Source organism: Paenibacillus solani (assembly GCF_001277345.1).
Lineage (GTDB): Bacteria > Bacillota > Bacilli > Paenibacillales > Paenibacillaceae > Paenibacillus_AQ > Paenibacillus_AQ solani.
The window spans coordinates 475,134-499,827 of record NZ_LIUT01000006.1; the positions used below are offsets into that span (position 1 = coordinate 475,134).

The 24,694-nt window shown below is 49.4% G+C and carries 23 protein-coding genes and 1 riboswitch; of the genes, 17 read left to right on the forward strand and 6 right to left on the reverse strand.

The annotated features are described in order from the left end of the window. Nucleotides 1-81 precede the first annotated feature (81 nt). Nucleotides 82-294, reverse strand: a complete 213-nt coding sequence (locus AM231_RS23430) for a PLDc N-terminal domain-containing protein (RefSeq protein ID WP_053490094.1) — start codon at nucleotides 292-294, stop codon at nucleotides 82-84. Between the two features lie 328 nt (nucleotides 295-622). Between AM231_RS23430 and AM231_RS23435 the strand changes: the two genes are divergently transcribed. The 3 genes from AM231_RS23435 (at nucleotide 623) to AM231_RS23445 (ending at nucleotide 5,595) form a co-directional block, all read left to right on the forward strand. Beyond that, nucleotides 623-3,724: a DEAD/DEAH box helicase gene (locus AM231_RS23435; RefSeq protein WP_054404739.1), complete on the forward strand. Its 3,102-nt coding sequence runs from the start codon at nucleotides 623-625 to the stop codon at nucleotides 3,722-3,724. 98 nt (nucleotides 3,725-3,822) lie between these two features. Then, on the forward strand, nucleotides 3,823-4,551 hold the full coding sequence (locus AM231_RS23440; protein WP_054404740.1) for a hypothetical protein: 729 nt from the start codon (nucleotides 3,823-3,825) through the stop codon (nucleotides 4,549-4,551). A 186-nt stretch (nucleotides 4,552-4,737) separates the two neighbouring features. Further along, nucleotides 4,738-5,595 (forward strand): M15 family metallopeptidase, encoded by an 858-nt coding sequence (locus AM231_RS23445; protein WP_053490091.1) that lies wholly within the window; start codon nucleotides 4,738-4,740, stop codon nucleotides 5,593-5,595. A gap of 177 nt (nucleotides 5,596-5,772) precedes the next feature. Here the strand turns inward: AM231_RS23445 and AM231_RS23450 are convergent, their stop codons facing one another. Then, nucleotides 5,773-6,141 (reverse strand): hypothetical protein, encoded by a 369-nt coding sequence (locus tag AM231_RS23450; RefSeq protein WP_053490090.1) that lies wholly within the window; start codon nucleotides 6,139-6,141, stop codon nucleotides 5,773-5,775. Between the two features lie 379 nt (nucleotides 6,142-6,520). Here AM231_RS23450 and AM231_RS23455 point away from each other — a divergent pair, with 379 nt between their 5' ends. The 6 genes from AM231_RS23455 to AM231_RS23480 all read left to right on the forward strand — a co-directional run bounded on the left by AM231_RS23455 (nucleotide 6,521) and on the right by AM231_RS23480 (nucleotide 12,660). Next, on the forward strand, nucleotides 6,521-7,360 hold the full coding sequence (locus AM231_RS23455; protein WP_054404741.1) for a zinc ribbon domain-containing protein: 840 nt from the start codon (nucleotides 6,521-6,523) through the stop codon (nucleotides 7,358-7,360). Between the two features lie 97 nt (nucleotides 7,361-7,457). Continuing rightward, nucleotides 7,458-8,351, forward strand: a complete 894-nt coding sequence (locus AM231_RS23460; protein WP_054404742.1) for a TrmB family transcriptional regulator — start codon at nucleotides 7,458-7,460, stop codon at nucleotides 8,349-8,351. A gap of 216 nt (nucleotides 8,352-8,567) precedes the next feature. Further along, a complete protein-coding gene (locus tag AM231_RS23465; RefSeq protein WP_054404743.1) occupies nucleotides 8,568-8,873 on the forward strand; it encodes a hypothetical protein in 306 nt (101 codons plus the stop codon). Between the two features lie 118 nt (nucleotides 8,874-8,991). Next, entirely contained in the window at nucleotides 8,992-10,089 is a 1,098-nt protein-coding gene (locus AM231_RS23470) for a metallophosphoesterase (protein ID WP_207383682.1), read from the forward strand. A 358-nt stretch (nucleotides 10,090-10,447) separates the two neighbouring features. Further along, nucleotides 10,448-10,548, forward strand: a riboswitch (purine riboswitch). A gap of 138 nt (nucleotides 10,549-10,686) precedes the next feature. Next, complete coding sequence (locus AM231_RS23475) at nucleotides 10,687-11,256, forward strand: xanthine phosphoribosyltransferase (protein WP_053490085.1); 570 nt, start codon at nucleotides 10,687-10,689, stop codon at nucleotides 11,254-11,256. Between the two features lie 39 nt (nucleotides 11,257-11,295). Continuing rightward, on the forward strand, nucleotides 11,296-12,660 hold the full coding sequence (locus tag AM231_RS23480; RefSeq protein ID WP_054404745.1) for a nucleobase:cation symporter-2 family protein: 1,365 nt from the start codon (nucleotides 11,296-11,298) through the stop codon (nucleotides 12,658-12,660). Between the two features lie 120 nt (nucleotides 12,661-12,780). Here AM231_RS23480 and AM231_RS23485 read toward each other — a convergent pair whose 3' ends face one another. The 4 genes from AM231_RS23485 to AM231_RS23500 all read right to left on the reverse strand — a co-directional run bounded on the left by AM231_RS23485 (nucleotide 12,781) and on the right by AM231_RS23500 (nucleotide 16,740). Further along, nucleotides 12,781-13,119: a DUF4870 domain-containing protein gene (locus AM231_RS23485; RefSeq protein WP_053490083.1), complete on the reverse strand. Its 339-nt coding sequence runs from the start codon at nucleotides 13,117-13,119 to the stop codon at nucleotides 12,781-12,783. Between the two features lie 97 nt (nucleotides 13,120-13,216). Further along, complete coding sequence (locus tag AM231_RS23490; protein ID WP_054404746.1) at nucleotides 13,217-15,178, reverse strand: hypothetical protein; 1,962 nt, start codon at nucleotides 15,176-15,178, stop codon at nucleotides 13,217-13,219. A gap of 65 nt (nucleotides 15,179-15,243) precedes the next feature. After that, nucleotides 15,244-15,522: a hypothetical protein gene (locus tag AM231_RS23495; protein ID WP_053490081.1), complete on the reverse strand. Its 279-nt coding sequence runs from the start codon at nucleotides 15,520-15,522 to the stop codon at nucleotides 15,244-15,246. A gap of 162 nt (nucleotides 15,523-15,684) precedes the next feature. After that, nucleotides 15,685-16,740: a serine hydrolase domain-containing protein gene (locus tag AM231_RS23500; protein WP_054404747.1), complete on the reverse strand. Its 1,056-nt coding sequence runs from the start codon at nucleotides 16,738-16,740 to the stop codon at nucleotides 15,685-15,687. Nucleotides 16,741-17,114: 374 nt separating this feature from the next. Between AM231_RS23500 and AM231_RS23505 the strand changes: the two genes are divergently transcribed. The 8 genes from AM231_RS23505 to AM231_RS23545 all read left to right on the forward strand — a co-directional run bounded on the left by AM231_RS23505 (nucleotide 17,115) and on the right by AM231_RS23545 (nucleotide 24,177). After that, nucleotides 17,115-17,303: a hypothetical protein gene (locus AM231_RS23505; protein WP_006208082.1), complete on the forward strand. Its 189-nt coding sequence runs from the start codon at nucleotides 17,115-17,117 to the stop codon at nucleotides 17,301-17,303. Between the two features lie 267 nt (nucleotides 17,304-17,570). Then, nucleotides 17,571-18,320, forward strand: a complete 750-nt coding sequence (map, locus tag AM231_RS23510; protein ID WP_054404748.1) for a type I methionyl aminopeptidase — start codon at nucleotides 17,571-17,573, stop codon at nucleotides 18,318-18,320. A 434-nt stretch (nucleotides 18,321-18,754) separates the two neighbouring features. Further along, nucleotides 18,755-19,804: a cytochrome c oxidase subunit II gene (gene coxB, locus AM231_RS23520; RefSeq protein WP_054404750.1), complete on the forward strand. Its 1,050-nt coding sequence runs from the start codon at nucleotides 18,755-18,757 to the stop codon at nucleotides 19,802-19,804. Nucleotides 19,805-19,887: 83 nt separating this feature from the next. Continuing rightward, nucleotides 19,888-21,735 (forward strand): cytochrome c oxidase subunit I, encoded by a 1,848-nt coding sequence (gene ctaD / locus AM231_RS23525; protein WP_054404920.1) that lies wholly within the window; start codon nucleotides 19,888-19,890, stop codon nucleotides 21,733-21,735. Beyond that, complete coding sequence (locus tag AM231_RS23530; protein WP_054404751.1) at nucleotides 21,732-22,352, forward strand: cytochrome (ubi)quinol oxidase subunit III; 621 nt, start codon at nucleotides 21,732-21,734, stop codon at nucleotides 22,350-22,352. The genes ctaD and AM231_RS23530 overlap by 4 nt, the downstream gene beginning before the upstream one ends. A gap of 3 nt (nucleotides 22,353-22,355) precedes the next feature. Then, the gene (locus tag AM231_RS23535; protein ID WP_053490075.1) at nucleotides 22,356-22,679 is read left to right on the forward strand and encodes a cytochrome C oxidase subunit IV family protein; all 324 of its coding nucleotides are present in this window, start codon (nucleotides 22,356-22,358) and stop codon (nucleotides 22,677-22,679) included. A gap of 100 nt (nucleotides 22,680-22,779) precedes the next feature. Further along, nucleotides 22,780-23,688 carry a cytochrome c oxidase assembly factor CtaG gene (ctaG, locus tag AM231_RS23540; RefSeq protein WP_053490074.1) on the forward strand — a complete coding sequence of 303 codons (909 nt, stop codon included), beginning with the start codon at nucleotides 22,780-22,782 and terminating at the stop codon, nucleotides 23,686-23,688. A gap of 24 nt (nucleotides 23,689-23,712) precedes the next feature. Continuing rightward, nucleotides 23,713-24,177, forward strand: coding sequence for a DUF420 domain-containing protein (locus tag AM231_RS23545; RefSeq protein WP_054404752.1), 465 nt, complete (start codon nucleotides 23,713-23,715; stop codon nucleotides 24,175-24,177). Nucleotides 24,178-24,694: the final 517 nt, after the last annotated feature.

Here is a 24,694-nt window from a genome sequence, read left to right on the forward strand (position 1 = left end):
CCGCCGTATACCGAACGGTACGTACGGTGGTGTGAGAGGTCGGCTACTCAATTAATGAGCAGCCTCCTACTCGATTTATCACTAATCGTAATTTCGAACCAGCAGATAAACAATCAACCCTACGACAGGGAAGAACAACAGACCCAAAACAACCAGAATTGAAAATTCGGGACTCCGCCCTTTTCGCCGGGCATCATTGAATCCCCATACGCAGACAGCAATGTGAAGGAAAAAGAAGAACAAGCCCAGCAATAAACCAATGATTCCGAACAAACCAAAACCCACAACGCTCATATCAATAAAACCTCCCGAAGCAATAATTGTATATCCTCTACATACGGGGGATCGCGGAAAGGGTCGCATAAAATTGCCTGTATATTCCTCTTTTTAACAAGGGGAGTGACAGAATTTTGCATAAGATTAAGGGGTTATTACTAACCTATGGATATAGAAAAGTCTTGGAATACATAGATCACATCACTACCGTAAATACATGGTATGATAGAGAGTGACGTTATTTTTGGTATGGAGTGAGAAAACTCCTGGTGTGGTTTTGAAATTATGAAGTGATCGTATAAGATAATAATATTATCTATAAAGCAGTAAAAGACGGGAGACAACGATGAATCAACCGCTCTATGGTGTATGGTTAGGAGACGTATTCTTTTGTTTTTCCGGTGAAGTTTCAGAGCCCAAAGTGGACGCATGGAGCCGCGTAGTCCGTACCTTTCGTATGCCGGATGGAACCCGTCCCTTCACGAATGCTTCCCTCCGGCTAGCTGAACTCAGATATCCGGCCAAAACTCTAGGTTCCACGAGCAAACGACGGCCGGAACGGAAGACGCTCGGCGGCCGGACGATGGAAGGGCTTGCGCTTGCACCGGGGGATGCGTTTCAATGGCTGATTTCAATGGATGCCGAGTATTACCGGTCACAAGGACTGGCAGTCGGTGAAGAAATAGAATATTGGGTACAAGCGAGCAGATTTGCCTTGGAGCTGCTCTTGCAAGGAAAGTTTGCGCCGGGGACGGCGGAGGTGCCCTCCGTCGGAAGGCGCCGGACTACGATGCAGACCATAAAGGCGGTATGGAAACCGCAGCTGTCTGCCGAGGATACAGCTCGTTTCTTGCAGCTTGCAGCGAACATTCCACCGATCGCGATTGGAACGCCGGCAGCTCTGGCTGGAAGTGATCCTGCTACCCGTGAAGAAGCCGGGGCTATTGTGCTGTATTCCTTCTTGTGCGCGGTCATCGACAGCCAGGCCCGGGAGGTTGTCAGGGAATCGGAGAATAAACTGCAGGCGTACTTGGCGAATTACCGACGAGGACAATCCCCATTGGCCGAGCTGTGGTGGAATAGTTTACTGACGGCCAGTCGGGATATCCCTGTGCAAGGGACGACAGAGGAAGTCGGCGAACTGGAGGAAGCAGTGGAACGAGTCGGCGGGACTGAGTTTCCTTATATCAGCATGGAGGACCATCCCCCGGGCGAAGGAACGCTTGGTCTTGGTCTACGGCTGGAACCGCCGCTGGAAGACAACCGGACAGACTGGAAGGTGTCTTTCTGGGTGAGAAGCCAGGAGGATGAAGGGTTATTGATGTCCGCGCGGAGCATATGGGGTAATCCCGTTTCTGATCAGATGATCCGCGGAAGGATGTATTCTGGGGTCCAGCTGCAGCTGTTAATGAATCTGGGAGAAGCGGCGGCGTTGGCGCCAGAGCTGGCTGAAGGATTGCACGGACCCGCTCCCGAGGGCGTAACCCTCACGCTTGAGCGCTTATCAACATTTATGAAGGAATCGGTACCGAAATTAACGGCAAACGGTATTGCGGTTCAAATGCCGTCCCGCTGGAGCAAGGAAGGGCGTCGCCGTGTCGGCTTATCTCTCAAAATGATGCAGGATGCAAGATCGCCTGGTGAATCACATCCTTTACCTGTGCTAGGAATGGAGCATCTGGTCAATTTTCAAATATCCGCTGCGATGGGCGGTCAAACTTTGTCGCGTGAAGAGCTGAAGTATTTGGCTGAGCAGAATCTGCCTTACGTCCAGTTCCGGGGAGAATGGGTGGAGGTGGATCTCAAAGAGATCAACCAGGTGCTGCGCTTTATGAAGCGCCATGAGAAGGGCGAAATGGAGCTTGCCGAGTGGATGCATCTTAGCGCCGAAATGGACGGGGAACGGATGTGGAAGGGCCTCTTCATCGAAGAAGTGGAGACAACCGGACTATTGTCTTCCTTACTTGAGGGTGAGAAGGAGCGCAAGCTGCCGTCCCGTCCGATTCCTTCCACGCTGCATGGAGAGCTGCGTCCGTATCAGGAGCGGGGTTATCAGTGGCTTAGCATGATGCGTGAGCTGGGATTTGGCGTATGCCTGGCCGATGATATGGGGCTTGGAAAAACGGTACAGGTCATCACCACTCTGCTCGAGCGACAGCGCCATGGCTCTGAAGGCAGTCCGGTGCTAATTATTTGTCCGACATCCCTGCTGGGCAACTGGCAGCGTGAACTTCAGCGATTCGCTCCTGATCTCACGCTGCACGTGCATCACGGTGTTCGCCGCCTGCGCGGAGAAGATTTCCTGCATGAGGCATCCGAACATGATATCGTGCTGACTACGTATCATCTGGCGGGAAGAGATGGCGGCGATCTATCTGCCATCCACTGGTCGAGCGTGGTGCTTGATGAAGCACAGTATATTAAGAATTATCGGACCAAGCAGGCACAGAGCGTCATGAAATTGTCCGCGCCTCACCGGATTGCCATGACCGGAACGCCGGTGGAAAACCGTCTGGCAGAGCTATGGTCGATATTCCATTTTCTCAATCCGGGATATCTCGGATCCTTTCATTCCTTCCGTCAGCGCTATGCGCCGGGAGAGGGGCAGCAGGAGCGACTCCGGGAGCTTCATAAACTGGTATCCCCATTCATGCTGCGCAGGCTGAAGAGTGATCCGGATATTCGCAAGGATTTGCCTGAGAAGCTGGAATTGAAATCATATTGTCCACTGTCCGAGGTTCAGGGTGCGATGTATCAAGCGGTTGTTGACGAAATGATGGGACAGATCGAGAGCCAGACAGGCATGGCCCGTAAAGGTCTTGTGCTGTCCTCCCTCACCAAGCTGAAGCAGATCTGCGATCATCCGCAGCTGCTCAGGCGTGATGAAGGACGCCCATTACGTCCGGATTCTTCAGGTAAGATGGAGCGCATGCTTGAAATTCTCGACAGCATTGCTGATGTCGAAGAATCCGCCCTCATCTTTACACAGTATGTAGGGATGGGAGAGCTGTTGGTAAGCATGCTTGAACGGAAATACGGGAAGCAGCCGTATTTTCTTCATGGCGGAGTGCCAAAGCGCGAGCGGGATGAAATGGTACGGAATTTTCAGTCTGGCGAAGGTACGGAGTTCTTTGTCTTGTCGTTGAAGGCTGGAGGCGTGGGGCTGAATTTGACTCGCGCGAATCATGTGCTCCACTATGATCGCTGGTGGAATCCGGCAGTCGAGAATCAGGCGACGGATCGTGTATTCCGCATTGGACAGCACCGCAATGTTCAGGTTCACAAGCTGATCTCACAAGGTACGCTGGAGGAACGCATCGATGAACTGATTGAACAGAAGAAGGCCTTATCCGAGCAGGTCGTGGGTGCGGGTGAAACCTGGCTGACGGAAATGTCAGACGGTGAGCTGCGCCAGCTGATTGAGCTGCAGGAACAAGATTGGATGTAACCACGGCGATTATATAGAGGATAGTGGATAGAGGATTCCGAAGGAATCTCTTGGAATATGGAATGCGATTGGAATTGGATTGTAAGGAGGGATGGGCCATGGAATCTGCGGGATGGGCAGAAGGGATCGGACTTGCGATAATACCTGGGCAGTTAAAGGTTAAAGTGGATGGAGGCAAGGAATCATCTGAGCCTCATGAAGTTAGCGTTCAGGTGAAGATGCTGAACCCTGCAGACCGCGAGAAGGTGCTGGCTTATCTTGAGGAAGATCCGCTGGCGTTATATCGACTGCTTGCAGGTCAAGATGCCGCCTGGCTGGATGAACTGGCGCCATTGTCCCTGGAGGGCGAGACCGCCGAAGCCTCTTGCTCCTGCGGTCAAGCGGCCTGCGGGCATGCTGCAGCCTTGCTGGCTGCGGCAGCCCGGCAGCTTGCGGCAGAGCCGCTCCAGCGGCTGACGCTGCTAGGGCTGCCGCGGGAAGCGCTGCTGGCCAGCGTCTTCGACGCCTGGGCCAAAGCAGCTCCTCCGGCAGCAGGCGGCGCTGCCGCAGAGTCGGCCACCCGCGCGAAGGAGAAGGGGCCATCCGGCCCTTCTCCAGGCGAATGGGTGGCCGAAGCGGCCGCTGAGGGCCGGCTGCACCGGCCCGGCCCTCAGCTTGGCGAGCTGGCGGTGCAGCTGTCACCGCCGCCTCCGGCAGATCAGCTTGGACCAGCCGGTGACTGGACAAGCTTGCTGCCTGGGGTGCGCGGCGTTTCGAAAGCGCTCGGTTTGGTTGCCCGCGGCGCGACCAAGCAAGCCGAGCAGAAACGCCGCAGCCTGAAGCTCTAGCTAGCCTGCGACATAGCATTGTAATTGATTCGCTAAAGATCTATCTCGTATCATGGAGTATGCTGTCGTATGTCTGACCTTAACAAAGAATATTCGTCATGAGTCGCCAGACCCCGGTTTGTCCTGTCGTTTGCGAATAAGGTACAATGGAAACAGGACAAACCGTGGGAAAGGAAGAAGCGAAAGATGAATGCATTTTCGAGAAGAGGAGCACGATTTACAAGTGCAATGCTGTCGTCACTGCTGTTAACAGGGCTTATTCTGGCAGGTTGCCAGTCGAATGATACCGGATCCGGCAAGGCAGAGGGGCAGCAATTGCAGTCCCCGGCCGAAGGTCAGGAAGGAAACACACTGCCTGAAGGCAGCCCGGAGGATCCGCAGGCAGACCCGGTTATGGCGAAGCGCAGCGAGAGCGCACTTCAGGCCACCATCCAGGAGAGCAGCGGTAAGCAGGTCGTAACCAATGCAGAGGCCATGACGGTCATTGTGAATAAGCAGCGGAGCCTGCCGGATGGTTATGAGCCGAAGGATCTGGTAGAACCGAATGTTCCATTTTCTTTTGATGAGCCGCATGAAAAACGACATTTGCGAAAAGAAGCGGCAGATGCGCTCGAGGAATTGTTTGACGCAGCCAAAGCGGAGGGCATAGAGCTTCGCGCTGTGTCGGGATATCGTTCATATGCCCGTCAAAAGTCGATATATGAGAATAATGTTCGCACTAAAGGGGAAGCCGAGGCAAACCGTGTAAGTGCTGTACCGGGGACAAGCGAGCATCAGACAGGCTTGACGATTGACGTCTCCAGCCCAAGCGCTGGCAATGCGCTGGAGCAGACGTTCGGGCAGACGGAGGAAGGTCAGTGGCTGGCTCGCCGTGCACCGGATTTTGGTTTTGTCATTCGTTATCCTGAAGGAGCCGAGAATATTACCGGTTATATCTACGAACCGTGGCATATCCGGTATGTAGGCAAGGATCTGGCCCCAGACATTGCCGACAGCGGGTTAACGCTGGAGGAGTATTTTGATGAGGCTAATATTAAGTTGTAGGCTGTGCAAATAGTCGTAGGATAAACGGGACTTTTTATCCTTGCAGCCCGGCTTTTGAATCTATACAGTAGAACAGGACCTGTACAAGACTAGGCCGGGTAATGTTCTTGTTATACGAATGAATCCCGGAGCAGGCGCTCCGGGATTCATTCGTATTGGATGGACAGACTTTTCGCGTTATTTGTTCAGAGGCGAGTCTTCGTAACCCGGATCGTCGTAGCCGGTATCTTTTAACTTGTTGATAATGTTCATATCCTCTATGGTTTTGCGGGTGCGCTCATCCCCATGGTCATGAAGAAAGCGGTAGAGGTTAATGGTGCGCTCATCGTACTCTTCAGCGGCATCATCATGGTCCGCTGATTTATAAGGAACGAAGGTGCGTTTAAACGCATACCGATCACTGCTGCTAACCTCATACAGCAGCCCTCTCAGCTTTGAGACCTCTTCATCATCCATATATACGACATATTCATTCGTATCATTGGGTACGTCTTGGATCAGGTTGTGGTTGACTGAAACATAATATGTCTTTTTATGGTTGGTCATCGTAAAATTCCCTCCAGACTTCGGCAACGGCAAGCTGCACTTAAATAGGACGCGGCTTGCAGGGCCGGCATGATCCGACATGGTATTGTACATTTTTCTAATCATATACACGTTCGGGAGCCAGATGAATCAGGGAGTGTAATTGGAAGGGGTTCCCTTTTTCCCATGGGATAAGGAATTTGGTATGATAGAATCACCATGGCGACAGTATACTGATTAGAGGCTCATGCCACCGGCCCATGAATTTGCCCTGAATGGCTAAAGAAACAGGTATAGTCGGTTTATGGCTTACTACAAATCGTTTATAACTTAATGAGAGATATAACTAGCTGCCGGCAGCGCCCGGTGAATCGGATATGAGAAAGAGGAGGATTCCTGTATGAATATTTTACAAAAACTTAAAGATGGAGCTAACCGTGCAACAGAAAAAGCTCAGCACGTGGTGGAAGTGAATAAACTTAATAGTCAGATTGCCGAAATAGAACAGCAGAAGAACTCTTATTACCTGCAGATGGGTAAAGCGTTCTACGAAGGTTATCGTCAGCAGGACATGAGAGATGCGGAAAAAGAAATGGTCGAGCTCGCCCAAACCTGTGACGGATTGCAGGATCAAATTGAGTCCATTCGAAATCGTATTGCTGTGCTCAAGAATGAGCGTATCTGCGAATGCGGACGGGTCGTTGCACTGGATGCGAATTTCTGTCCTTATTGCGGGAACAAGCTTTCTAATCTGATTGATCCGGAAGAAACAACCTCAGAAGAGCCAAAAGTGCAGGAGCGCAGGGGGATATTCGATCAACATGAATATGCAGCGGCCGAAGAAGAACTGCCAGAACAGGATGAGCGGGTGAGCTATGATTATCGTTCAAATCCGGATTCGTATGAACCCGATTCATTTGAATCGGATCCATATGAGCCGGAGCCGGAACGACAGCACGAGGAGGATGATCTGTCTGAGCCCATCGTTGATGCTGAACAGCTGCGGATGGAGAAGGAAGAGCAGGAGAGAGAACTTCGTCGTTGGGAAGAGCTCGAGCGAGAGCGGGAGAGACAATTGGAGCTGGATCGCCGCATTCGTTTTTGGCAGGAAAATAACCAAAGTCAGGATTATGTCGGCGATGATGAAGTAACCCGTGATACGGTAAAGTGCCAAATTTGCAGTGTCGATTTGCCAAAAGGCTCGAAATGGTGTCCGCGCTGCGGAGCGGAACAGATTTAAGTTATAGAAATTCGGACGAACATGCCTTTGTGCACTGATTAAGAGACAGTATGAATGAGAGAGCAAGCGTTCGAGCATCTGTGGGGGGACTATTATTATGGAACAATTGCTGCATCATTTACGCAATTTGGGATTTACGGAGATCGAGTCGAAGATTATGGTGGACTTAGCTGAGTATGGACCGGCGGGTGGATACGAGGTGGCTAAACGTTTGGGTGCTTCACGCTCCAATGTTTATGCAGCCATGCAGCGTTTGGAGCGGCAGGGGGCACTTGAACGAATGGAAGGAGAGCCTGTCCGCTATCGTTCATTGAAACCCGAGGAACTGACGCGGATGATATCCGGACGCGTGGAGGCGTCTCTCGCTTTTGTGGAGAAGAGCCTGCCGCGGGGCAGCGGTACGTCAGCTGCTTTTCTTAGCATGGAGGGAGATCAGGCGGTGCTTGATGTACTCGTCCGGGAATTGAAGCGAGCAGAGCAGGAGATCGTGGTTGATGTCTGGCGTGAAGAGGCGACACTTCTGCGCGAGCCGCTGGCTGAAGCAGAGGCTAGAGGAGTGAAAGTGCTGTGGGCATGTGATGGTCCGGAGCAGGGACTTTCGAGAACGCTGGCATGGTCAGGCTGGAACGGCCTTGCGGAGCGTAGGGGAGGCGGCCGAAAGTTCTCCTTCGTAGTCGATCGGCAATGGTGCATACTTGGGATGCGCGGCGGGGAATATGATACAGGAGCGGTCATTACAGAGCATCCGGTATTGGCAGAACTGCTGCTGCACCATTTTACCCAAGAGATGGTATTGTTCCAGCTTGAACAGGATATGGGGGACCAGCTGGAGGAACGTTATGGAGAGCACTTCGGCTTGATTCAGAGCCAGTATCTTAATGCAGAAGCGGACACTGAGGATCAAGATGAGTTTCAGGCGGAAGCGGATTCTCCTTCACAAAATGCAGACAATGTTGAAGCAGACGGAGAAGACGACCGGGATACGGCTTAGGACTGGTTTTATGTATGAAAGACGCCCATAGAAGTGAGTTTTGTCACAGCCAGGCATTATATTCACCTATATAATGATATAATATGGAAACGCCGGGATATATCTTGGCGTTTATTTGCCTAAGGATCGGCTTCAAGTCGGTACGAAGGGTTAAGACGGCAGATGTCCATGAATGCGGCGGTCTTAATGACAACGAAGAGAAGGAGATGAGTGAGCATGGAATGCATCGTTCATTTTACGGTCGGTCATAAGGAAGGTCCTAAGAAGCTTCGGGGATTGATTTTTGTTGACAAGGGGAAGAGTCCCACAGGCCAGCAGCTGCTTGATATGTTTCATGATATGGAATACAAGATTATTCCTGACCCGAATGATGAGCTGCTCTTTAAACCAAAGAATCCGGGAGAAAGCTATACTTATATACGCGTGAATGAATTGGATATGGGGCAGGAGCGTTATACGGAGGACCGTAATCTTAAATCGCTGCTGAATGAGCTGCTGCCTAAACAGCGCACGGGTCTGTAACAGCTCGACAAGATCGCCAAAGATCCCAAACAAGGATGATTTAAGAGCGCCCCCTTCCGATAATTGCTGGGATTTGCAAAATCCGCTTGCTATAATGGATCAACGGAAGGGGATGGCGATGTTTATTATTGCAGGAATCGTGGCACTTTTGATTTATGGTTTGCTTGTTTATTATATTGGCCGAAGTGTATGGAGCTGGTGGGGACCGGGGCCGTCCACAGCCCTTAAATGGGTATACATAGTCGTATTGGCCGTGGTATCGACATCGTTCATATCAGGACGGTTTTTCGGTAATCTGACCGTGCTGCATATCATAGGCTCGTATTGGATGGCAATTTTCTATGTGCTGATCATTCTACTCCCATTGATGCATATCGTGTTATGGCTGCTGAGCATGACGGCATTGCGAAGTGATGGGCTGAAGAAGACGGCGGTATCTGTTGTACTGGTGCTGATGGTGCTTGTGATCGGGTTTGGCACTTATAACGCTTATAGTCCAAACGTTCGGGCTTACGATATTCAGGTAGACAAGGATGCCGGTAATATGGAGAAGCTCAATATCGTCATGGCGTCTGATATGCATTTCGGCGTCCTGTCAGGCAAGGCGCATGCTAAGCGTATGGTGAAGGAGATCAACAGGTTGAACCCTGATCTGGTGCTGTTTCCAGGCGATATTATTGATGATGATCTGGATGCTTATTTAAGACAGGGGATTGATCGGATTTTGACCGATATTCAGGCACCCTATGGCGTATATGCTTCACTTGGCAATCATGACCGATTCAAAGGCGAGATCACTGAACTGATCGCGGCTCTTGAGGACAGCGGCATGACCGTGCTGTATGATGAGAAAACGACGGTAGAGGGATTGACGCTTGTTGGAAGACGGGATAAACAAGATCGGAACCGGGCCGATCTGTCCACGATCATGGAGGGCACTGATTTTTCCAAGCCGGTCTTTCTGCTCGATCATCAGCCGAATGCACTGGACGAAGCGCAGCAGCAGGGCGTTGATCTGATCGTTTCGGGACATACGCACCGCGGGCAGATATTTCCGGCGCACTTGATTACGAAGGCCATATTCGAGAATGATTGGGGTTACTTGCAGAAAGGCCGGATGCACTCTATTGTGTCCTCGGGCTACGGATTCTGGGGACCGCCGATTCGGCTGGGCTCCCGCTCCGAGATCGTGCAGATACAGGTTACATTTCAATAGATGAAAATGTTGGATGAGGCCACCCATGAGGTGGCTTTTTTTCTGGGTTGACCGCTAGGATATATATTATTGGAATAAAATGGGCATCATGACCTGATTCGGTAGTAGCAAGCTCAAGCTAGAGTTTATAGAGTTCCGTATTCAGCTCGTTAACGTGAGTTCCAATCCAACTGTATCTATCGGTGATCCCCTGGAATGGATAATTGGATTGTACCTACCATCCTGCCCCATTGTGACATTTGGAACAATTTTATAATAAATTGACCACTGGTTTGTTATTTCCGTAAATTTTCACTTTATTTTTTCATAGAGAATGTGTATACTTCATTCATTCGGATATTATTGAGTATTCTAAAATCTTGGTTACTAGACATCTTCTCGTATAGGTGCAGGAATGGGCTTGCATGTTTCTACCCGATCACCGGAAATGATTGGACTACGGGTTATAGCAGCAGCGGACAAGCCTGGTCGTATGACTGAAGGTTGTCGGCGCTTTTGTTGCTTATGCCCACTTGATCCTTTCCCGGCGATTTACGAGGAAGGAGAAAGTGGGCTTTTTGCCTTGCAACAAGGACATAAAACTTAAGGGGGAGCATCATGCAATTACTGCAGAACAAAGTGAAAGAGGAAGGTATTGTATTAAGCGGACAGGTACTGAAAGTGGATTCGTTTCTGAACCACCAGATGGATCCAGTATTGATGAAAGAGGTAGGAAAGGAATTTACACGGTTGTTCAAGGAATCGAACGTGACTCGTGTATTGACTATTGAATCCTCCGGCATCGCGCCTGGTATTATGACTGCGCTTGAGATGGAAGTGCCTCTGATCTTTGCACGGAAGCAGAAATCGCTGACACTCCGTGAGGATATATTCGTGGAGAAGGTATACTCCTTCACGAAGCAGGAAACGAACGAAATTACGGTAGCGAAGAAGTTTATCAAGCCGGGCGATAAAGTGCTGATCGTAGATGATTTCCTTGCTAACGGTGAAGCGGCATTCGGTCTTGCCCGAATTGTAGAGCAGGCGGGGGCCGAAGTAGTGGGCATCGGTATCGTCATCGAAAAAGCGTTCCAGCCAGGAGGACGGCTCCTGGCCGAAGCGGGCTATCGCGTGGAATCACTCGTTCGCATTGCATCACTTGATGACGGCGTAGTGACATTCGCTTAGGAGAGGAATACAACAATACTCGGGAGGAATCAAGAAGCCATGGACGAACAGAAACAGGCGGTGCAAGAACCGATTTTTGATAAAAGTCGGAGCGCAGGTAAAACCTTTTCACTTGGTTTACAGCATGTATTGGCCATGTATGCAGGGGCCATCATCGTACCGCTTATCGTTGGCGGACAACTCGGCCTGACTACGGAACAGCTGACTTATCTCATTGCCATCGACCTGCTTGCTTGCGGGGTCGCTACCTTGCTGCAGGTATTTGGCAACAAGTACTTCGGTATCGGTCTTCCTGTCATGCTTGGATGTGCGTTCCAGGCCGTAGGCCCGATGATTATTATTGGACAGCAGCACGGAATGTCAGCCATTTATGGAGCGATTATCGCCTCCGGTTTATTTGTTGTTCTGTTCTCGGGTCTATTCGGTAAGCTGATTAAAGTATTCCCGCCGGTTGTTACCGGCTCTGTCGTTACGATTATCGGATTGACACTGATACCCGTAGCATTGACCGATCTCGGGGGCGGGGCAGGTGCAGGAGAAGAGTTCGGCAGTGCACTCAACCTGAGTCTGGGTTTTGGTGTTCTGGTTTTCATTATTATTATGAATCGTTTCGCAAAAGGCTTCTGGCGCTCCATATCCGTTCTACTCGGTCTGATCATTGGTACGGTCGCAGCAGCATTCTTCGGCGGTCTGGATTTGACGCCGCTGCGCGAGGCTGGATGGTTCCGTGCTCCCCAGCCATTCTACTTCGGGACGCCGGAGTTCAAGATCATGCCAATCGTGACGATGATACTGGTGGCGATCGTCAGCGTTGCGGAATCGACGGGCGTATTTATGGCACTTGGCAAAATCGTGGATCGTGACATTACTTCCAAGGATCTGTCCCGAGGTTACCGTGCCGAAGGTATTGCTATTGTTGTTGGAGGGATTTTCAACTCATTCCCTTATACTACGTACTCACAGAATGTAGGATTGATTCAGATGAGCCGCGTGAAGACACGGGATGTTATCGTTGTAGCAGGCAGCTTGTTAATCCTGATCGGGTTTGTTCCGAAGATCGCGGCCTTAACTCAGCTTGTACCACCCTCTGTTCTTGGCGGAGCCATGGTTGCTCTGTTCGGGATGGTTGTATCATCGGGTATTCGGATGTTAGGGGATCAAGTGGACTTGAATCGCCATGAGAATCTGTTCATCATCGCTTGTTCTGTCGGTATGGGTCTCGGTGTAACGACGGTGCCCAATCTCTTCGCCAATTTGCCGGACAGCATCCGCATTCTTGCCGATAATGGCATAGTGGCGGGCAGCTTGACAGCCATTGTACTGAACTTGATCTTTAACGGTTTGAGATATACGCGCCCGACACATACCGAGCATGGAGAGACGGCAGAGGGGCATGCAGCATAATAAAAGCATCAAAAAGCAGCTGGATGATTTCAGCTGCTTTTTGATGGAAAGCTAGGTTTGTTTAAAAATGGCTTCCTCCATTGGATTTTGGAGGAAGCCATTTTACAATATGCCGCAGCTTTAGATTCGCTGCATTTGTTTCTCCGCGACATTGCCGATCCAGGGGAGCTTAAACCATTTACCCTGAATGGCATTGGCCATCAGCACCAGCCACATTAACACGCCGACCAGTGCTAGCAGGGCTGAGGCCAGAAGGCCGATAATGGGCACAGCGCTCGACAGCAGATGGGCAACCGCAAGAATGCCGAAGGCCAGCAAAGATTGAAGAGCATGGAATATGACGTAACGGCTTCTCTTTTCTAATGAAAGAAACAGAATCCCTCCGACCATGGGAAACAGATAGCACAGCGTTGCGGCCAGATTCTCGGGAAGTCCTGTGGACGATTTGAAAGGGGACATTTCATCAACTCCTTGTCTTAGGACCATTCTGGATAGGGCAAGCTCTTATACCTTACCTTATGATCCGGCTGGACAAAGTATGATGAAGTCCGAAAACTTATTTCATGTTCAATTGGAGCAAGTACTTCACGAGAGCATCCTGCTGCTCTTGCGTAAAGCCGCTGCCCTCGTCCACCCAATGTGCATGTCCCTGACCCGTCACATGTGTGTCTCGAAGCCGGGCATCCTTGCGGTTCGCCTCGATAACTTGTGATCTAAGCTTACGGTCGATCATAGCTTTGAGACTGTTGTAGGGATCTGGCTGTATTCCTTTCATCAGCGTTTCGGTTACACCGATCTGGGAGAGCTTTGGTCCAACAGCGACCCCGCCGTCGTGCAAATAGGGCGCAGACCAGCGAAGACCAGTCAGCCCTTTGACTTTATAACCGCCCCCTGATTGTTTATGACCGAAGCCTAGCGTGATCTGATCCGGATCGATATCATCCAACGGGACTTCGACCGCCTTCGCATCTGGCGGCAGGGGGACGGGGGTATCAGGCGGGTAGAATTCAGTTTTGCCAAAAGCGTTCTCCGTCCTGCTGAAGGCTGCAGCTCTTGCCGGTTCGGTGCCAATTTCCGCAACCCGCATAATGCGATTGTTTGTAAAGAAATCACCTGCATGACATGTAATACACTGGGCTTTTTTGAACACGGCTGCTCCGAGTTTAATGGTCTTCGGATCGGAGGTTTCCGCAGCATCGGTTTCAGGCGGACGCACGGTATTCTGATAGGCCGACATCGCGTTCACTTGTTCGCCAGCTTTAAATCCAGGCGAGCTGATGTACAGTCCATTCGGTGCAATGGCCGAAACCTTCGGATAATTCGGGATTTTAATAACCTCGTTAACGCCGGGAGTACCGGGATTCGGGTCCAGCTGGTTGAAGAAATCCGTTGGTTTAAGTCCACTGCTCGGATTGTAGCGAAACTTATGGCTGGCAGCATTTTGCAGAATCGTTCCCACGTAGATTTCTTTGTCTATTCCCCATAAACGATCACTAACCTCAGTTTGGCTCAGTGTATCCGTGTTCTGAGCGTGCACGTTGTTGCTAAACGTGCTGAGGCCCTTGAAGGGGCCTGCGAGGGCGAAGCCGCTCCAGCTGTAAGGGTGACCGCCTTTCGTAAACATATCGGGGATTTGGGATACATCGCTGACAAGGTCAACGGTAGTATCAAAATTACCCGGCGCCCATTTGACCAGATTGTCGTCAACGGCCTTCTCCAGCAGCGCGGGATCAGGAAGCGCCTCGGCCTCGCCCTTGGAATTCATCACGGTACGTTTCTCGTTCTTGATATAATCGACCAGGCTCGTAACGTCTGTATGTGTGAAATATGCTGCGCTGTTCGGCGCCAGTGCCAGCATTAAACCCATGTTCAGATCGGAATTGGGCGCGCCTTCCACGACCTTTCCCGTCTCACGGTTCACGGTGGCATGACAGGCCATGCAGCTGATGCCGATACGCGTTTTGCCTTGAGCATACTTAACCGTCAGGCCAATGGGGACATAGGCTCCTTTTGCAACATCAAAGCCGGTATCGATTTTATCCCCCTTGCGGAAGGATAGGCCGCCGACCGTCACATCTTGGTCAAGCTCTACACGCAGATTGGTCGTTGCTTCTCCCTTTAACTCAGCAATTGCCTTTACTACATTTTTCAGCTTCATCGGCCCGTCGACAATTCCCAAAATATCGGTAAGGAATACCTCGTTGCCAAAGCTCTCCTCATAGAGTGTGCGTCGTCCTAGGGCAAGCAGCTCTTTAGTCACTTCAACTGCGCCATTAGCAGCAGCTAATTTCGGATGTTGATCCTGAAGCGCGGCTCCGGGAACCGTAAGGGTCTTGCCCCAGACATCATATTTTCGGATGAAAGGCGCTTCTCGGACTTTCGTATGCTTCGTATTCTCCAGTTTATGTTCGGGCGGTATATAGGCGTACTCCGGCTCCACAATATAAGCTGCCACCCAGATGATGACTCCGATAGATATGAGGATCAGCAGCGGTAGAAGTCGCTTCAGTTTTGGCATATTATTTCACCCTTTATATAAGCAGGACTATTGAATCATCTCTTCACTGCCCATAAACGGGGGGCCTAATCTACATGCACGTCATGACGAAGCGGAGATTCGGCATTTACTTGTTTATCAGGGCCTTTCTCCTTCGGTACCAGACGTTCGTCTGTTCTGCCTGAATGATGGTTCTCAAAATCATACTCAGCCAGCCGCCACTCGGTTGAGCCCTTTTGCGGGTCAAACGGGAAATCCTCGCCCCGCTTCAAATATTCTTCACGACCCCATTCATTCGTATAGGTTCCATCAACTTCAACCACTTCTCTGGAAATGGGATGAAGATCTTTATCTTTTCCGGCCATGCTCGCATGCTCCTCTCAAATTGGTTTTAGAAAATGATTCATATCGCATAAAGTAACCAGAAAGAGGAGGTACTATCCAACTGAAATTTACATGGTATCCAGATGGATAAGCTTTACCCGAAATCCGGAATTATCGGATACCGAAGGCAAGTCCAAGGCCTGTCAGTCTTGTATTGGTGAAGCTGCTGCTGATTTGGATGATTGGGGTGGATCATTGAGAATATAGCGCTCCAGCAGAATCCTCGGGTTCTTCCAACGGCTTACCTTGCTGTCCGCCGTAAATACGGCGACCATATCCAACTCGGGGAAAAGGTAGATCTGCTGTCCACCATGACCGTGAGCGAGCGCATAAGGAGTGCCGCTGTGAATGCCGGTCCACCACTGGAATCCATAATCGCCAAAGGCGGGATATCCTTGGACTTGCGGCGTCAGCGATTGTTTAAGCCAAGCTTCCGGAATAAGCGATGTCCCTTGCCACACGCCTCCATTCAGACAGCATAGACCAAATTTGGCCATATCCCGGGAGGTGAGGTGAAGACCAATATGCCCCATGCTGTGCCCTTCCGGACTCGGTGTCCAGGCAGCATGATGGATACCGAGCGGCTCGAACAAATGCTTCCTGGCATAAGCATAGGCGTCCAAGCCAGTGGACTCGCTAAGTGCCACGGATAGCAGATGAGAATCAATGCTGCGATATTGAAAATTCCCCATATCCTGTTCGATGACGGGGAGAGAGAGTGCGAAGCGCGTCCATTTTTGGTTGCGATGAAAGCGGTGAATCAGTGGTTCCCCAAGCTTCTTACCAGTTTGCCAAGCGAATCCGGAAGTCATGGTCAACAGATGGTACAAGGTAACCTTGCTTAATAGGGGATGAGCGCTCAGGGGAATATATCCCTTGAGAATATCCGTCACAGAGGAATTCAGCTCAGGCAGTTCACCGCGTGAGTGGGCAATACCGCATAGTACGGATGTAAAGCTCTTGGTCGCCGATCTTAGATCATGAAGTGAAGAGACGCTGTAACCTCCGTAATAACGTTCATATATTAGTTTACCGGCGTGAAGTAGAAGAAAACTGCGCATTTTCGGATATCGCTTCTGGATAATCAAGTCGATCTGATCCAGAGCTTCACGCCGTAGTCCTGTATCCTCAGGGCTTGCCAGCGGTATGGGGGAATTTAATGTGACAGGGGAATGCAGGATAGACTGTGAATTCACCATGATATAAAGCCTCCTTGGATCTCATACTCTTGGAGCATTATTCATTGGCTGACCCAGTTGTTTCAGCCTCAGGTATAGCCGTTTAACAGTATCTTAACCAATATTAGAGTTCGCAGATAAAGTAAACCTAAGCAGGGTATTAAAACAATTTTTGGGAAAGATGAAACAAATAGATCAATATGATATAATATAATAATGATTCAGTTGCATGCTGTTAGGGTATGTATAGTGTCAGGTGCATTGGTAAGTTGCTGAATATCAACCTAATCATCACCAATAGAACTGCAATATGGCTTCAACTTAATAAGGTAGATCTTTTCGGCATTCTCTTTAAACGGAGTATTATATTCCATACGTTTTAGGAGGGATCCATCATGGCAACGAAAGGTCACAATGAGGTTAAGGAAAGTCTGCGGGAAATGACACGAATTTTCCGGCCTAAAGATCCGAAAAAATTTGTAAAGGAGTATGTCCGGAAGTATCATATTATGGGAGGCTATGAAGAAGAGCTTACTCTTGTTGTTGAGCATGAACTTGGCAAGCTGAATTCCTCCGTTTCGTAACCTGTAACAGCACCTGATCCATAGAAATATCTTAAGCACGCATGTTCACCTTGTTAATAACCAATGATGTGAATCATACAGCGTTTATGGATAAACCGCTTTTGGGACAAAGTTCCCAAAGGCGGTTTTTTTGCGTGTCTGGAAGTCCAGTTCTACAACAAGCTTCTTGCCTTGCTATAAAAGTCGGTTCTGCGAAGGTGATTTTGTCTCCCTCCCAACATATATTGTAGCAATCGATCCGTTAAGGATATAAGGGAGTGGGCAGATGTGAGGACACCGCTTAGAAGCAAGGAGGATATCAAGCGTATCCGTGAGTCGGGACGTATCTTGGCTGCGTGTCACCGCGAGATTGCAAAGGTGATGAAACCGGGAATTACAACATATGAGATTGATGCCTTAGTCGAGAGGTTCCTGGAGAAGAACGGGGCCTACCCGGAGCAAAAGGGCTACAAAGGGTTCCCGTATGCGACTTGCGCATCGGTAAATGAGGTAGTATGCCATGGATTTCCTAATCAGCGTCCGCTTGAAGCTGGGGATGTGGTCACCATCGATATGGTGGTTAACAAGGATGGCTGGCTCGCTGACTCTGGCTGGACATATGCGATAGATCAGGTGTCCGCAGATGTGAGGAACCTGATGGAACATACGCACGAGGCGTTATTCAAAGGGATTGAGGCCGCTCAGCTAGGCGCAACTCTGGGTGATGTAGGTTATGCAATAGAGCAGGTTGCGAAGAGAGAAGGTTATGGAATTGTAAAGCCGCTTGTCGGCCATGGTATTGGTCGTGCCTTGCATGAGCCGCCTGATGTCCCGAACTATGGGGTTCCCGGGCGAGGGCTTAAGTTAAAGGAAGGAATGGTCATCACCATTGAACCAGTGTTTACTTTAGGCCGTTCAGGTGCCGTGTTCTGGGAGGATGACGGCTGGACCATTTCCAGTGCGGATGGATCAGTTGGCGTGCAATATGAGCATACTATTGCTATTACATGGGAAGGCCCTGTGATATTGACGGAATAAATTCTTTCCATTGAAAAGGGGGAGGCATTCTATGCAGGGCTGGAGTAAGGCTTGTCCGGGAGGCCTCCGATTTTTAACATATATTTACCAGCGAGTGGAGAAATGGCGGTATATAGATTCAAAAAGGCGGAAATGACTGTATATATAGGCTATGGGACTGTGGTTTCAGGGTTACATGGAATGTCGAATGATAGGTTGCAGAATGAAAGAAAAGCTTTGAAAGCGATTGCAAAATCAGTAATAGCGCGACTTTGACGACTTTTCGAACAATTTGTGAACTCCCTGTGAATGATTGACAAAAGTTACCCATGAACTTATATTTAATAAGTGATTGCTTTAATTGACAGGATTACTTCATCCGTGATTGTGCAGGTAGATTACCGCTGTTTGCGCCGGATGGTAGTCTACGAAAATCGGAAAAGTGGGGTAGATCAATGATGAAACGGTGGCAGGCTGTAAAGCGTCTTCTTCCTTTGATGGCCATGTTTGCTTTGGTGTTATCCGGCTGCGGCCGAGAGGATTTGTCGGTCTTAAGACCACAAGGTCCGGTAGCACAAGGTCAACTGGATTTAATTAAGCTCTCCATTTCGGTCATGCTTGTCGTAATGGTAGTGGTTTTTGGGATTGCCACGTACGTGCTTATTAAATTCCGTCGAAAAAAGGGACAAGACGAAATTCCTGAGCAAGTAGAAGGTAACCATAAGCTTGAGATTATCTGGACAGCGATTCCGTTGCTCTTGGTACTCGTGCTTGCAATTCCAACGATTCAGAAGGTATTTGCGTACGGTGAGAACGACTGGAACAACCCGGAGGCTGTTAAGGTAGAGGTTACGTCTCACCAGTTCTGGTGGGAATTCAATTATCCGGACTACGGTGTAAGAACCGCCCAAGAGTTGGTAGTTCCTGTAGGTAAGAAAATTGCGTTCCAATTGAAAACGAATGATGTGCTTCACTCTTTCTGGGTACCATCGCTCGGAGGCAAGATGGATACAAACACAGAAGGTAGCGTCAACTACATGACACTGGTTGCTGACAAAGCGGATACATACATTGGTAAATGCGCAGAGTTGTGCGGTCCTTCCCACGGTTTCATGGAATTCCGGGTGAAAGCGGTTGACGATGCGGCATTTGATAAGTGGGTTGCAGCGTTTAGTGAACCTGCTGTGCTTCCTGCGGATACAGCACTTGCTGAGAAATTCAAGACCAACTGTCTTTCTTGCCATGCTGTAGGCGATCAAGGCGGGGCAATGGGTCCTAACCTTACAGGCATTGGATCGCGTGAGACTATTGCGAGTATCTTGCTGAACGACATAAGCGGCAAACCAGGCACGAAGCCAACGAAAGATAACCTGGTGGAATGGTTGATGGAGCCACAGGCCGTAAAACCTGGTAACACGATGCCTAATCCTAAGGATCTCGGCTTCAGTGACGAAGAAATCGAGCAAATTGCCGATTACTTGGCCAATTATAAGTTGGATTATTAATACAGCAAGAACTTTAAAAGGGGGTACAAACCTTGGCTCACGCTCATGCACACAGCCATAGCGCCAAACGCTACACGGGTATAATGGATTGGCTGACAACCGTTGACCACAAGAAAATCGGTATATTATACCTGATAGCTGGCGGCTTGTTTTTCGGGATTGGCGGAATTGAAGCGATTCTGATTCGCTTGCAGCTGATTAAACCGATGAACGATTTGGTATCGGCTCAGGTATTTAATGAATTGATTACGATGCACGGAACGACGATGATCTTTCTGGGTGTTATGCCCGTTATCTTCGCTATCATGAATGCGGTTATCCCGCTTCAGATCGGTGCGCGGGACGTCGCGTTTCCATTTTTGAACTCGCTCGGATTTTGGACGTTTTTGTTCGGTGGACTTTTGCTTAACCTTAGCTGGATTATGGGCGGCGCGCCTGACGCGGGCTGGACATCCTATACGCCGCTATCTACCAATGATTACTCGTCCACGCACGGTGTAGACTTCTATACCATAGGACTTCAGATTGCCGGTCTCGGTACGTTGATCGGTGGTATTAACTTCCTGGCGACCATCATTACGATGCGTGCACCTGGAATGTCCTTTATGAGAATGCCGATGTTTACATGGACGGCGTTCATTACATCGGCCATGATTCTGTTTGCTTTCCCTGCAGTTACGGTAGGTCTTGTATTGCTTAGCTTTGACCGTTTGCTCGGAGCCAACTTCTTCGATGTTGCGGCGGGCGGCAGCCCTGTATTGTGGCAGCATATTTTCTGGATCTTCGGTCACCCTGAAGTATACATTCTGATCTTGCCGGCGTTCGGTATTATTTCAGAAGTCGTTCCGACCTTCTCACGTAAGCGGTTGTTCGGATACAGCTCCATGGTATTTGCTACGATCCTGATTGCCTTCCTGGGCTTCATGGTATGGGCTCACCATATGTTCACAACAGGTCTGGGACCCGTGGCGAACGCGCTCTTTGCTATCGCAACGATGTTGATCGCGGTACCTACAGGTATCAAAATCTTTAACTGGCTCTTTACGATGTGGGGTGGACAAATTCGCTTTACAAGTGCGAATCTGTTTGCGATCGGTTTCGTACCTACATTCGTAATGGGTGGCGTAACAGGGGTTATGCTGGGAGCTGCTCCGGCAGACTATCAGTTCCATGATACGTACTTTGTTGTAGCTCACTTCCACTATGTTATCGTCGGTGGTCTTGTATTCGGTCTGTTTGCAGGTCTGCATTACTGGTGGCCAAAAATGTTCGGCCGGATGCTTAATGAAACACTTGGTAAATGGACGTTCTGGTTGTTCGCAATCGGCTTCCATATGACATTCTTTGTACAGCATTTCCTTGGACTGCTTGGTATGCAACGGCGGATTGTTTCATACTTGCCGCACCAAAACTTTGATGAACTTAACTTCATCAGTACGATCGGTTCAATCTTGATGGGAATTGGGGTACTGGCGTTCCTGGTTAACGTCGTTATTACGGCAAGAAAACCGGTTGGTGCTCCAGATGATCCGTGGGAAGATGGCCGTACGCTCGAGTGGAGTATTCCTTCTCCACCGCCAGAGTATAACTTTAAGCAAATCCCGCTCGTTCGCGGTCTTGATGCTTTCTGGAAAGAGAAAATGGCAGGCAATAAAGAGATGACTCCAGCCGAACCGCTGGGTCCAATCCATATGCCTTCGCCAAGCATCCTTCCATTTGTTATGTCACTGGGTCTGTTTATTGGTGGACTTGGTTTCATGTTTAGCACGGAGGATTTCTCGAATTCGTTCATGAGCTTAATCTTCAATAAATATATTGTTCTGATTGTTGGTCTTCTGATTACGTTCGGTGCAATGATTGCACGTTCCGTGCATGATGATCCTGGTTATCACATCGAAGTCGAAGAACTTGAAGGGGAGGGGAAAGCATGAGTCACGCTGAACATGTAAACGGCGAACTTCCTCACGAGCCGGAGAAGGCAACTCTCGAAGGCCGTAATAAGATTCTTGGCTTCTGGCTCTTCCTTGGTGGAGAAGCCGTACTCTTCGGTACGTTATTTGCAACATTCCTGGCCCTTCGTGGTCAGAATAACGAAGGACCTACTGCATCGGAATTGTTCTCACTACCGATTACTGCAGCGGCAACGCTGATTTTGCTTGTGAGTTCTTTGACGAGTGTGTTCGCCATTCAGGCGCTCCACCGTCACAATATTGAGAAGCTGAAGTTGTGGCTGATCGTTACCGTTGTTTTGGGTCTTTGCTTCCTAGGCCTAGAGATTTATGAATTCTATGAATATGTTGCGCATGAATCGTTTAACATGAAGACGAGTGCTTTCTCGTCAGCATTCTATACGCTGGTTGGTTTCCACGGAGCTCACGTAGCATTCGGTGTCGTATGGATCAGCCTGTTGATTGCTCAGCTGTTCAGAAAAGGGTTAACCGTAGTTACAGCACCAAAGGTATATGTTTCTGCCATGTACTGGCACTTTATCGACGTTGTATGGGTGTTCATCTTCTCGGTCGTATACCTTCTTGGAAAGGTGGGCTAAGGAATGACTGCGAATCAACAATCGAATGAGGGACCTACAGTTAAACACCGCCATCGTGTGGAAGGTCCTGAGAAACACATTATTGTATTTATTTTCTCCATTGTGCTGACTGCGATTGCTTTTGCAGCCGTAGCAGCCGGAGGAATCAACACGGCATTTACGATCATTATTTTGCTCGTTATGGCTGTGTTGCAGGTGTTCGTGCAAATGGGTTACTGGATGCACTTGAAAGATAAAGGGCATCTGATGCCAATCCTATTCATGATTGGTGGCTTCTTCGTAGCAAGTACCTGTATTGTCATGGCGCTGTTTTGGGTTTGGTGGTAAAATGAAAAAGAGGTGGGCTACTTCAGCCCCCTCTTTTTTTAAATCGTAGGCTGGTGTCACAATTTCGTCAGAATTTAACCCGTTAAGGGGAGGTTTTTGCATGCTGGGCTTAGAATATTTTAGTTTTGCAGCTAAATGGACTCCTTTGTTTATGGCCTTTATGCTGCTTGTAACGGCAGGCTACTTCCTGGTGATTGGACCACTTAGCAGCCGTTTCGAAGGGAGTGCACCAGTGTCCTTCGGACGGAAGACGCTGTTTGTGAGTGGCATGTTTATGTTCTATCTTGCACAGGGCGGTCCCATTAATCTGTTAGGGCATACCATGTTTTCTTTTCATATGGTTAGTATGGCCCTGTCATATTTAGTGGCTGTACCACTTCTGATATTGGGAATCCCTGTTTGGCTCTGGCGCGCCATTGATAAGGCGAACCCTTTTAAAAGACTCGCATTTCTGGCACGTCCAATTGTAGCTGCGGTTGTGTTTAACGGTTTGTTTTCTTTTTACCACTTTCCCGCTATTCATGATTTCGTTATGTTGAATTTCTGGGTGCATCGACTATATTTTCTGATTCTGTTTATTGCTTCACTGCTGATGTGGTGGGCCATTATTCAGCCAATACCGGAGAAAGACAAGACTACGGGGCTGATCAAAATGGCATATATTTTTCTCAATATGGTACTGCTCACACCGGCTTGTGCGCTCATAATTTTCTCCAGTGAGCCGATGTACGCTACCTATAGTGATCCCGCGATATGGGCCAAGGCGATGGGATATTGTGTACCGGGCGATACTTCCTTTTTGCTTACCCAGTTTGGTGGTCCTGAGTTTTTTGGTTACCTGGATCCTGTAATCGATCAGCGGGTAGGCGGGATCATCATGAAGTTTTTCCAAGAGATTATTTTTGCCTCGATGCTCGCTTATGTGTTCTTTCATTGGTACAAACGAGAAAATCAGGAAGACGATCCTTTGCCAAGCGAGATTCCTCCAGGCAATCTCAATCAGGCGTAACAGGATTATTGAAGGGGGATCCATATGGATTGGTTTTTTATATTTCCTACGGTCAGTACAACGTTTATCGTGATCAGCGCCGTGCTGGTAGCGATTGGCTGGGGACTTATTGTTAAGGGGAAGCGCGAGGCTCATAAGAAAGTTATGATCTGGGCGGCCGTCGCCGCTGTCATCTTCTTTGTCATCTATTCCTCGCGCACCGTATTCATTGGCAACACGTCATGGGGTGGTCCTGATAATCTGCAGCCGTATTATCAGGTGTTCCTGATCTTTCACATTGTGCTGGCTACGGTAGCAGCGGTTTTTGGGATCACGACACTGACCCTAGGTTTCAAGGAGAAGTATTCCAAGCACCGTAAGTGGGGCAGAGTTACGTCGATTATCTGGTTCTTTACGGCCATTACCGGCGTAGCCGTGTATACCTTGCTGTACCTGTTATATCCGGGCGGGCATACACAGCCTGTATGGAAAGTAATATTTGGTATGTAATTGTGCGTGGGAGAACACCCGTCAGAGAGATCTGGCGGGTGTTTTTTATTTTTGAGGGCGGCTTATTCAATATTGTGGGAGATGTGGGGGGGAGTGTAACCGTTCCGGTCGCTGTTGAAACCAGGAAACTGGGATGAGATGAGTATGATGTTTCCCGGTTTCAAAGGCGAACGCCAGGTCTCCTCCACGGCTACACTCCCCTGGTGCAGGGAAGTCTNCTCCACGGCTCCCCTGGTGCAGGGAAGTCTTGAATGAGCTTCTACATGGTGTGACACCCGCCAGGAAACCTCTGAAGAGTGTTTAGGGTGTGAGGGAAGTGGTGGGGGAGTGTAACCGTTCCGGTCGCTGTTGAAACCAGGAAACTGGGATGAGATGAGTATGATGTTTCCCGGTTTCAAAGGCGAACGCCAGGTCTCCTCCACGGCTACACTCCCCTGGTGCAGGGAAGTCTTGAATGAGCTTCTACATGGTGTGACACCCGCCAGGAAACCTCTGAAGAGTGTTTAGGGTGTGAGGG

Excerpts from the sequence above, each read along its gene's own strand:
- AM231_RS23430 (WP_053490094.1), bottom strand. The coding sequence starts at position 294 with ATGAGCGTTGTGGGTTTTGGTTTGTTCGGAATCATTGGTTTATTGCTG.
- AM231_RS23435 (WP_054404739.1), top strand. The coding sequence starts at position 623 with ATGAATCAACCGCTCTATGGTGTATGGTTAGGAGACGTATTCTTTTGT.
- AM231_RS23440 (WP_054404740.1), top strand. The coding sequence starts at position 3,823 with ATGGAATCTGCGGGATGGGCAGAAGGGATCGGACTTGCGATAATACCT.
- AM231_RS23445 (WP_053490091.1), top strand. The coding sequence starts at position 4,738 with ATGAATGCATTTTCGAGAAGAGGAGCACGATTTACAAGTGCAATGCTG.
- AM231_RS23450 (WP_053490090.1), bottom strand. The coding sequence starts at position 6,141 with ATGACCAACCATAAAAAGACATATTATGTTTCAGTCAACCACAACCTG.
- AM231_RS23455 (WP_054404741.1), top strand. The coding sequence starts at position 6,521 with ATGAATATTTTACAAAAACTTAAAGATGGAGCTAACCGTGCAACAGAA.
- AM231_RS23460 (WP_054404742.1), top strand. The coding sequence starts at position 7,458 with ATGGAACAATTGCTGCATCATTTACGCAATTTGGGATTTACGGAGATC.
- AM231_RS23465 (WP_054404743.1), top strand. The coding sequence starts at position 8,568 with ATGGAATGCATCGTTCATTTTACGGTCGGTCATAAGGAAGGTCCTAAG.
- AM231_RS23470 (WP_207383682.1), top strand. The coding sequence starts at position 8,992 with ATGTTTATTATTGCAGGAATCGTGGCACTTTTGATTTATGGTTTGCTT.
- AM231_RS23475 (WP_053490085.1), top strand. The coding sequence starts at position 10,687 with ATGCAATTACTGCAGAACAAAGTGAAAGAGGAAGGTATTGTATTAAGC.
- AM231_RS23480 (WP_054404745.1), top strand. The coding sequence starts at position 11,296 with ATGGACGAACAGAAACAGGCGGTGCAAGAACCGATTTTTGATAAAAGT.
- AM231_RS23485 (WP_053490083.1), bottom strand. The coding sequence starts at position 13,119 with ATGTCCCCTTTCAAATCGTCCACAGGACTTCCCGAGAATCTGGCCGCA.
- AM231_RS23490 (WP_054404746.1), bottom strand. The coding sequence starts at position 15,178 with ATGCCAAAACTGAAGCGACTTCTACCGCTGCTGATCCTCATATCTATC.
- AM231_RS23495 (WP_053490081.1), bottom strand. The coding sequence starts at position 15,522 with ATGGCCGGAAAAGATAAAGATCTTCATCCCATTTCCAGAGAAGTGGTT.
- AM231_RS23500 (WP_054404747.1), bottom strand. The coding sequence starts at position 16,740 with ATGGTGAATTCACAGTCTATCCTGCATTCCCCTGTCACATTAAATTCC.
- AM231_RS23505 (WP_006208082.1), top strand. The coding sequence starts at position 17,115 with ATGGCAACGAAAGGTCACAATGAGGTTAAGGAAAGTCTGCGGGAAATG.
- coxB (WP_054404750.1), top strand. The coding sequence starts at position 18,755 with ATGATGAAACGGTGGCAGGCTGTAAAGCGTCTTCTTCCTTTGATGGCC.
- ctaD (WP_054404920.1), top strand. The coding sequence starts at position 19,888 with ATGGATTGGCTGACAACCGTTGACCACAAGAAAATCGGTATATTATAC.
- AM231_RS23530 (WP_054404751.1), top strand. The coding sequence starts at position 21,732 with ATGAGTCACGCTGAACATGTAAACGGCGAACTTCCTCACGAGCCGGAG.
- AM231_RS23535 (WP_053490075.1), top strand. The coding sequence starts at position 22,356 with ATGACTGCGAATCAACAATCGAATGAGGGACCTACAGTTAAACACCGC.
- ctaG (WP_053490074.1), top strand. The coding sequence starts at position 22,780 with ATGCTGGGCTTAGAATATTTTAGTTTTGCAGCTAAATGGACTCCTTTG.
- AM231_RS23545 (WP_054404752.1), top strand. The coding sequence starts at position 23,713 with ATGGATTGGTTTTTTATATTTCCTACGGTCAGTACAACGTTTATCGTG.